We start from the raw sequence: 9,554 nt of genomic DNA on the forward strand, positions 1-9,554 counted from the left end.
ATCATTTTACAAGGTCCACACCATTCTGCCCAAAAATCTACTAATACAGGTTTGTCTGAGCTAATAAGCTCCTGAAAGTTTTCGTCAGTTGCTACTACGTAATTTCCCATTTTATTAATCGTTATAGTTAATGTTTTTCGTCAAAGTTAAAACATTTTATTCAACAATATTGGTTCATATTTCTAGAAATAATCATAAAAATCTTATTATAATTATTCAAAATGTTCATTTAGAGTTGGTTAAAAATATTTAAAAATGACTTTAAAATTGTTCTTCTAAGTGATAGTTGAATTTACAACAAGCCATCATGCCTAATAGTTCTCATAATATCTACGAATTTTTTTAGTAACCTGATCATAAATCGGTTTCGTAAATTCAGTAAATAGAATTTGTGGAGCTGGCGGAAGCAATTCTTTGTTTTTGCATAAATTTAATTGCTCTTTGCTGAGAGCTCGTTCGTCTCCATTAAAATTAGCCCATTCATTTACCCAAACAAAACTTCCAGGTAACTTGTCTCGATACACTACCTGTTTTGTCTGAAAATCTATGATTTGCATATCCAAAACACCATTTGATGTTACAGTTTTGCGGCTTTTCGTATATTTTGCTGTAACTCTATTATAAACAGGTACTTTCTTGCCATTTATGGTTGCTTCGCCGACTTTAACGCTATCTTTACTAGTAACATTTTCGGTATTGGTATTCATGTAGGTTTGACCTACCACAAACTCATCAAATTGTAATCTGATAATATGATTTGGCTTTAGTTTAACCTCACTTGCTTGCTGAGGTGCGTAAAACTGAACAAACATGTTGAGCTTTGGGTTGGTTCTCAAAAACTCATTTATTTTATCTTGAAAATACTCATTACTCAATTGATATGCTTTTGAAGTAACAGTCACCTGCTCAACCACTACATTGAAAGCAGCCAATAAATAGGCAGCATCCATTTTTTGTTGAACATCCTTGTATCCTGCGATAATTTGATTCGCACGCTCAAAGTCAAAAAAGGCATTTTTAGCTTCTTGTCTATTACCTTTGGCTTTGTTTAAGTGAAAGTTACCAGATTCGTATCGGTCCGACGCAGCCAGGTTTTTTACAGATTGAAGTGGTTCTACAAATTTTTTACCATCTCCTATTACTCTGATGCATGGAGGACAATTATCGATGGAGGCACCTAACTGATTCATCGCCTCATACTCAGAAATAACCCTTTCCCAATGAAATGCCTCTGCTGACTTTTCCCAATTACTTATCCTTGCTTGATGATAATTTAAAGCCAAGGGATATGCTTCTTTCAAAACTTGTTGGGAAGTACTATTTGTTGGACTTTTTTGAAGTCTCTCAACTGCTGTAAATACAGCTTCGTCAAAATTTCCTTGCTCTAAGGCCTTTTTTCCAGTCGAACATGCAGCTATTGTAAGACCACAAAAAATGGCAAATAATTTGGATTTCATACTGTACGGATTCAAATAATAATGTTTGTAGGTCTGTTAATGACTGCAAACTATGCATAGAATCTTCAAAAATCCTAGTTAATGAGCTAGAAATGAATAATTGGGATAAAAAGAAATCACCTTTTTACCCCAACTTACTACTTTTGAAAGTGTTTTTGGTAATACAGTTTTTCGTTCTCACTAGGGTTCTGAGGTTGTTTATTTCTCGAAAACCTATTTCGATGCGAAAAATACATATCCAAAAAGTCATTCCCATTTACAGTCAAAATTACCACATCTGCTTCGGCGAATTGCGCTTTTTCTTTGTACAAGCTCACATAATCATCAATAGAATAGCCCCAATTGGCAGCATTCAACATTTCTTTATCTGGAAAGGCATTTTGAAGAAGATTTGTACCTGTATTTTTATTGTCCAAAAACGGGAAAAACATTTCTGAATCTCCAAGAAACAAGATACGTTGTTTAGATTTTGTGGGTTCCAAATCTGTATCCATGCGCAATCCTTGGGCGTTGGTTTTTACGCGATAAGGTAGGCCTTTGCCACCATCTAAAATTTCGTCATTTGAGGGAACCAAATCGCCATATAGTTCTGGTTTTTCTGTATAAATCTTGGTAGATTTTACTTGGCTATATTGCTTTATAATCGGGGTTAACTCTTCGGCGATTATTCTTGCTCCTTCTTTTGACCAATGCCCATCCTTTGGTAATTGTGTAATAACCTTCGGGTCCAACTTTTCTAAGTTTTGGGTTAAATCAAAAAATGGAATATTTAATTCTTTCGCATATTGTTCAATCAAATCTTTTCCCAATCTGTTACTTTTGGTCAGGCTTTCTCCTACTTCAGGGCTCAAAAATGTTAGTACCAATTGCGCTCCGTTGGCATTAACGGCTTGTTGGAGATTGGTTAATTGGGATTTGTATCGCAAGGTTAACTCCTCATAAACTTTTAGGGTTAAAGAGTCATCTTCAAGTAGTTCTTCTCTTGGAATTTCTGGGTAATCGGCAAGTATGTTTTCTTTTAAATTGTTGGTTTGTACCTCTTGGTTGTCTTGCTTTTTCTCGCTACATGCCATTAAGATAACTGTTGTGGCTAATGCAATTGTCAAATTTGATTTTCTCATCTTGTCAAAACTGTTTAACGGGTTGGTAATTCTTAATCTATGTGGTTGTTTACTTACTTATTAAGAAACATTTTAAGGCAAAGAGTATTAAGTTGTTTTTTTATGATAGATATGTTTTTTCCGAATGCCCGAAGCTGAAAGCCCTAAGCCCAAAAATTAAATTTTATTTTGCTCACCTACTTAAATAAGAGAAGTATTTTAGATTAAAATTTGAAATAGATATATTCTGTCGGATTTTGTGTGGGCCATCCCAGATAAATTAAACAGATAACTGCTATGTAAACCGCAAGTCGAATAGGCAGTTTATAATTTGAAATATCAGCTGGATGGGTATAATGCTGACGAATACCTTCGATAATTACTAATAAAATAGAATAGAACAATCCTTGTAACCCTACATCAGGAAGCGATAGGTCATTGAATCGAAACATTTCTTGATAGAATAAGATGGCAGTGCCAAAATCGGGTGATCTAAAAAACACACGTGTAAAGGCAATCAATATAAACACCACCAGGGGGGATAGTATTGATTTGAATAAGTTTGATGTGTTTTTTGTGGAGCGTGTCCAGCCAACCAAAATAGCTATTACGAATAAAATACCATTGAAGCTACCCCAAAGGATATAATTGGCGTTTGCTCCATGCCATAAACCACTCACAAAAAATACTAAAAAGATATTCAGCATATAATGTGCTTTGTTTTTGCCACGTCCACCCAAAGGTAGGTATATGTATTCTTTCAACCATGCACTCAACGAAAGATGCCATCTTCTCCAAAATTCATCAATCGTTTGTGAAATAAAAGGAGATTTAAAGTTTGGATTAATATTGATACCTAGGAGTTTTGCGATACCCCAAGCCATATCTGAATAGCCAGAAAAATCCATGTAGACTTGGAAGCTATAAAGAATAATGGCCAACCAAAGGTAAATGAGGCCTAACTCGGTATGATTGTAAAAAATATAATCTACGGGCTTTGCCAACATTCCTGAAATAATTACTTTTTTGACAATGCCCCATAGTATTCTTTGAGAGGCTTCCTCTATTTGTATCCAATTGAGCGTCCTATTTTTTGAGTATTGGGCAAGGTCTTTGTAAGCAATCGGAATTGGTCCAGATAGTAGTTGTGGAAAAAATGAAAGGTAAGCTCCCAAGGTGATGGGATTACCTTCCGCCTGTAACTTTCCTCTGTATAGGTCTATCAAATAACTACTCGCTGCCAAGGTATAATATGATAATCCTACGGTAGAAATAAATTGATAAATACTGAAATTTCTGGTCAAATCTCCAAATAACCAATTGTAATATTTTGCGATAAATAGCTGTGAGAAAATAAACAAAAGACCAATCAGCAGAAAAAATCCTTTGTGCTGTGAGTTTTTTGCGATGGCCACCCCCAACAACCATGTAACCAAGGCTATCAGAAGCCATAATACACATAGTTTAGGGTCAATCTGCGCGTAGAAATAGAGATTTCCAATCAACAAAAACAGATTTTGAAGCATGTATTTGGATTTAAAAATCCAATACAGAGGGAAAAAAACTCCAAAAAAATAGATAAAACTGATAGAATTAAACGGCATAATTAGTGTGTGTTATAATTTAGTAAGGTATGGTTCTTAATTCTGAGACTTTTTTAAAAGAAGAAGCGTTGCCTGTGGTCAAAAAAATGATTTGAAAGGCTTCAAGAGGGAGGAATATAAATTAAACTCAAGGTACAAGATTAAGAATTCTTTCACAATAAAAATGCCAAAAAAAAGGGGGATGATTTTTCTCATCCCCCTTTTTTTTATTTCTTCCTAAATTTTCCACCAAAAAAATCTCCGATGTTCCAGTCAGGCGATTTTTTGTCTTGAGCCACGTAGTATCCTATCAGATAATTTACCTTTACATGAGTTGCGGCTGCGTCAAAGTCAAAAGCCTGACTCATATCGTCTTGTGGAGTATGATATATGCTACTTCTCCAAGCTACATCCGTTTTACTTCTGTCTTCAAAATCTGATGGAACAGTTTTGAATCCACTTTTAATAAACAAGGCTGGAATTCCTTTTTTAATAAAACTAAAATGGTCACTTCTGATAAAAACAACTTGTTCAGGGAATGGGTCTGGACTTATTCCTAATCCCAATAGCTTCGCAGTTTTTTGCACTTGCTCATTCAAACTAGAATGCTGCGCACCGTATGGAACAATATCGAGTACTGGATGAAAGAAAAATGGCATGTCGATGGCTAAATCTGCCACGATTCGACCACTCAGAGGGTTGTTACTTACGAAATAGTCTGAACCCAATAGCCCGAATTCTTCACCCGTGACAACCGTAAATACAATTGAACGCTTTGGTGCTGAAGGAAGATTTTTGAAGGTTTGTGCAATTTCAAGAAGTATGGCCACCCCCGAAGCGTTATCATGTGCCCCATTATAGATAGAATCTCCTTTCACAGGTGCGCCAATGCCGAAGTGATCCAAATGTGCAGTATACACTATATACTCGTCCTTTAAGACTGGATCTGAACCCTCTATTACACCAACAAGATTGGAACCTGCAACAAAATTAAACTGGGTATTAACTTGAATACGAGCTGAAATATGGAGGTCGAATGATTCTGATTTCCCTACTTTAGTTTTTTCTACAATGTCAGAAAAAGATTTTCCAGATTTTGCGAAAAGTTTTTCTGCCTTATCGGGGTTGAAGGTTGCTACTGCTTTCAATTCGGGGAAGGCGTCATTGGGCTGACCTTCCTTATTTATCCATTTAAAAGTGCCTTGCTTGGTTCTTCTGACTGTTGCCTCCCAGGTAGACCTTTTGTCGTTTGGAAGATTGACTGAAATAATCCCAACCGCGCCTCTTTTGATTGCTTCGTTGTATTTTACAGGATTTGTTGTAAAATAAGCTCGCTGATTCGAAGGAAAGCTTTCTGGAGCAGCATTGAACATGACAACAATTTTACCTTTTACCTCTATGTCTTTATAATCATCATACTGCATTTCGGGTGCCGAAATACCGTAGCCTACAAATACCAAAGGGGCACTAACAGTTGATTCTGCTTGTGACATATATGGACTAACAATAAATTCTTGTCCGTAGCTGAGTGATTCATCGTCCAATGACATACTACTAAGCTTTTCGCTCACAATACCTTTTTTTAGAGGAACCTCCTGTTTGTATAAACCATTAGGCATTGCTGGTTTGAGCCCCATGCGTATCATCTGGGTTTCAACATATTTGGAGGCTATCGCAAAGCCTTTAGTACCAGGCTGGCGACCTTCAATCAAATCGTCGGCCAAGAAAGTCATGGTTGCTTTAATAGCGTTGGGATTGATATTTTTAAGATTTTTTACTTCTGAGCTTCCCTTTTGTCCAAACGAAGAAAACCCCAAAAGAAAAGTAAGTGTACTGGCCGATAAAATGGATAGTTTCATAAGAATGTGTTGATGGTAAGTAAATTTGAACGATGATTTGTTTTGGTTTAAAATTCTGACTATCAGATTTTTATGTTTGATTGCTTAATTTATTATGATTACTGGAAAACTTGGTTTTACTAATCTAAGACTTAGTTTTTGATTAATGATCTTTGGAGTTTGAAACTCTTTTTACCTTTGAGATACTATTGATTTAATCTTTCCGGCTACTTACATAAAAAACAATTAAACACTCATTGCCTTGTGTCAGTTACCTAAAGTAAAGCTTAATCTACAGGAATCGCCGTGGTGTATTTGACGTGGTGCAATACTACCGTACTACTTTGAACTTTAACGATTGGAATCTCTGCCATTCTTCGCAAAAAGCCATCATATTCTTTGATGTCTTTTACATGAATTTTAAGTTGATAGTCCACTGTTCCAGCCAAATGATAACATTCTACCACTTCTGGCAAGCTTTGAACGATTTGTTCAAAAGCATCAATATTTTCGTGCGTATAAATCGGCATAGATACGTTGCAAAAGACAATTTGACCTCTACCTGTTTTTTCTGGGTTTACTAAAGCCACATATCCAGCTATTACCCCTTCTTTTTCCAGTCGTTTGATTCTTTCAAAAATCGGAGAAGTAGTTAGATTTAACATTTCGGCCAACTCTTTAATGGTCAATTTGGCATTCTTTTGCAAAAATTGAAGTATTTGTTGATCAGTGGTATCCAGCATAATATTCTATTTTAAAAAATTAATACTTATCTATTCAGCAAAATATGCTTTTTTTTTAATAATTGATATATATTAGTTGATGTTTTTTGAGAAATGAAAGAATAAAAACTAAATTTATATCAAATACTCAGCATAAACATCTGATGGTATGCCTCTAAAAAGAAACTTGTTAACCATACTTTTTTGTGGATTGCTAAACTTGAACCATTCCTTTGGTCAACTGACATCACAAATGATAGCTCGTGTAGATAGCGCAATCGATGTGCTACATTCACAAGGGCAATTTAGTGGTGTTGTTTTACTATCCGAAAAAGGTAAGGTAAAGTTTCGGAAGGCACTCGGATGGACTGATTATTCTCAGCGTAAAATGCTGGATGCGGCTCAGCCCTTCAATCTTGCCTCAATTTCTAAACAATTCGTAGCTACTATGACTATGAAACTCTTTGAGCAAGGGAAATTGGAATATGACCAACGTGTAACACAATTTATTCCAAATTTCCCTTATCAAGAGATTACCATTCGACATTTATTGACTCATACCTCTGGTTTGCCAGAGTATTTTGATTTGGCCACACAGCATCTCAATACTTTGGATACACTTACCAATGAAAAACTCATTCAATTACTGATTGAAAAGCATCCTCCACTCAATTTTTCTGCTGGTACTCAATGGGAATATTGTAATACTGGCTATTTGGTTTTAGCTCAAATTATAGAAAAAGCATCAGGGACTTCTTTCGAACACTTCTTCAGCAAATACATCTCCCAACCTTTTGGACTTAAAGACACCTTTGTGTATTATTTGAAAGGACCAAACCAATCAAAAAATCGAGTGTTGGGCTTTGAGCGAAAAAATGGGATTCTTCTCCCAAACGACCTCATCCGTATGGATGGGGTTGTGGGAGATGGTAATATCTATTCTAGTGCCGAAGACCTCCATCGTTGGGTTCAGTTAATTGTAGAAAATAAGATTCTGCAAGCAAGTACTTGGTCGGAGGCTTTCAAGCCTGTGCAACTTCAAAACGGAAAAACCTATCCATACGGTTTTGGCTGGGGAATTACCGAAAATGGATTTGCGCATACAGGTTCTTGGGTAGGTTTTTTGAATGCTGTTTTTAGAAATAATAAAACTCAAACTACTGCCATTGTCCTTAGTAATGGGTCAAATTCAACAATGATTGGGTTACTAGAATCTATTTTGAACAATGAGCCCTATCATTTGCCCAAAACCCAGTTGATTCAAAATGTGAGGTTAGTGGATGGTACTGGTTTACCAAGTCAAAATATTCAGGTTCGTCTCAAGGACCAAAAGATTTGGGAAATAGGAAACCTTAGTCCTTTCAAAAATGAAATTGTATGGGATGGAAAGGGAAATATACTCGCACCAGGCTTTATAGATTCGCATAGTCATCATTTTGGAAGTTTGGAAAACACGCCCACCGCAATTCCACTTTTAAGCCAAGGTATTACAAGTATAGTAATCGGACAAGATGGGAGTAGCTATCCGATGGACAGCCTTGAGAAATGGATGAAACAAAAGCCTGTGGCTGTAAATGTAGCTTCGTACACAGGTCATGCTACGCTAAGAAATAAAATTATGGGTGCCAGAGGATTATATAGAACCGCCAAAACTGACGAAGTCGAAAGAATGAAGATAATGCTTGAGGCAGAATTGAAAAAAGGCTCCTTAGGATTAAATACAGGCTTAGAATATGAATCTTCCTTTTTTTCAAATAGAGACGAAGTACTAGCTTTGGCAAAGGTGGCCGCTAAAAATGGGGGCAGGTATATGAGCCATATCCGTAGCGAGGATATAAATCTAACGGAGGCTTTAGATGAAATAATAGAGATTGGGAAAATTGCTAAAATTCCTGTACAAATCTCCCACGCCAAAATCGCACTTCGGGCTCAGTGGAAGTCTGCGCACGAGATATTGGCAAAATTACAGGAGGCAAGAGCAAACGGAGTACAAATTACGGCTGATTGTTATCCCTACAACTTTTGGCACTCTACGCTTAGGGTATTGTTCCCAAAGCGCGACTATACCAATCTTGAAAGTGCTCAAATGGCAGTAGAACAGTTGTTCGACCCCAAAGAATCGGTTTTGGTTAGATTTGCTCCTAACCGTAACTATGTTGGAAAAACCTTAACAGAAATTGCGACCATCAAGGCAAAATCTGAGGCGGCTACACTGATAGAATTGGTTGCGGAAGCGGAGGATTTTGAAACTAAGCATCCAGATTTTGATGAAGGCATCGAAGCAATAATGGGAAAATCAATGGATGATAAAGATGTAGAGGCATTCTTGGCATGGCCTTACACAAATATTTGCTCGGATGGCGCAGGCAGTGGGCATCCTCGTGGTCATGGTGCTTTTACACGTGTTTTAGGGCGTTTTGTTAGAGAAAAAGGTTTGCTTTCTTGGGAAAATGCCATTTTCAAAATGACTGGACTTACGGCCGAAAACCTAGGTATAAAAGATAGAGGACTTATCAAGAATAACTATTGGGCAGATTTAGTACTTTTTGACCCCAATGAAGTAATTGATCATGCCGACGTGAAAAACCCCAAAGCTTTATCATCAGGAATAAAAAAAGTCTGGGTGAATGGGGTGTTGGTTTGGGATAACAATAAGCCTACTGGACAATTATCTGGTCAAATCATCAAAAAAGATTAGTCAAGATTATCTTGAAATCATTTTAACAGTTTGAAACTCTTTTTTATAAAATTTAGTAAAAAATTTAATTCTTTGAATGAAGCTTGCTCGTTTTGATAAATAATAAGAAACAAAAAGGTTAGGTAGGAGTGCAGAATGGTGAGTGATTAATTTTTA

7 protein-coding genes are annotated in these 9,554 nt (G+C 36.4%); 1 reads left to right on the forward strand and 6 read right to left on the reverse strand.

The genetic code is table 11. From position 1 onward, the window contains the following. The 6 genes from ACOVQ4_RS07790 to ACOVQ4_RS07815 form a co-directional block, all read right to left on the reverse strand. On the reverse strand, positions 1-110 hold a 110-nt coding region (locus ACOVQ4_RS07790), incomplete at its 3' end, for a thioredoxin family protein (RefSeq protein ID WP_421820096.1). Positions 111-311: 201 nt separating this feature from the next. Continuing rightward, positions 312-1,457, reverse strand: a complete 1,146-nt coding sequence (locus ACOVQ4_RS07795; RefSeq protein WP_421820090.1) for a hypothetical protein — start codon at positions 1,455-1,457, stop codon at positions 312-314. A gap of 137 nt (positions 1,458-1,594) precedes the next feature. Beyond that, the gene (locus ACOVQ4_RS07800) at positions 1,595-2,578 is read right to left on the reverse strand and encodes a hypothetical protein (RefSeq protein ID WP_421820091.1); all 984 of its coding nucleotides are present in this window, start codon (positions 2,576-2,578) and stop codon (positions 1,595-1,597) included. Positions 2,579-2,781: 203 nt separating this feature from the next. Then, positions 2,782-4,083 carry an MBOAT family O-acyltransferase gene (locus ACOVQ4_RS07805; protein WP_421820092.1) on the reverse strand — a complete coding sequence of 434 codons (1,302 nt, stop codon included), beginning with the start codon at positions 4,081-4,083 and terminating at the stop codon, positions 2,782-2,784. Positions 4,084-4,367: 284 nt separating this feature from the next. After that, a complete protein-coding gene (locus ACOVQ4_RS07810; protein ID WP_421820093.1) occupies positions 4,368-5,999 on the reverse strand; it encodes a M28 family metallopeptidase in 1,632 nt (543 codons plus the stop codon). Between the two features lie 266 nt (positions 6,000-6,265). Further along, positions 6,266-6,721: an Lrp/AsnC family transcriptional regulator gene (locus ACOVQ4_RS07815; RefSeq protein WP_421820094.1), complete on the reverse strand. Its 456-nt coding sequence runs from the start codon at positions 6,719-6,721 to the stop codon at positions 6,266-6,268. A gap of 199 nt (positions 6,722-6,920) precedes the next feature. Here ACOVQ4_RS07815 and ACOVQ4_RS07820 point away from each other — a divergent pair, with 199 nt between their 5' ends. Continuing rightward, positions 6,921-9,398 (forward strand): serine hydrolase, encoded by a 2,478-nt coding sequence (locus ACOVQ4_RS07820; protein ID WP_421820095.1) that lies wholly within the window; start codon positions 6,921-6,923, stop codon positions 9,396-9,398. Positions 9,399-9,554 lie beyond the last annotated feature (156 nt).

The sequence above is a fragment of the Flectobacillus sp. genome, assembly GCF_049240685.1.
In the GTDB taxonomy this organism is placed as follows: domain Bacteria; phylum Bacteroidota; class Bacteroidia; order Cytophagales; family Spirosomataceae; genus Flectobacillus.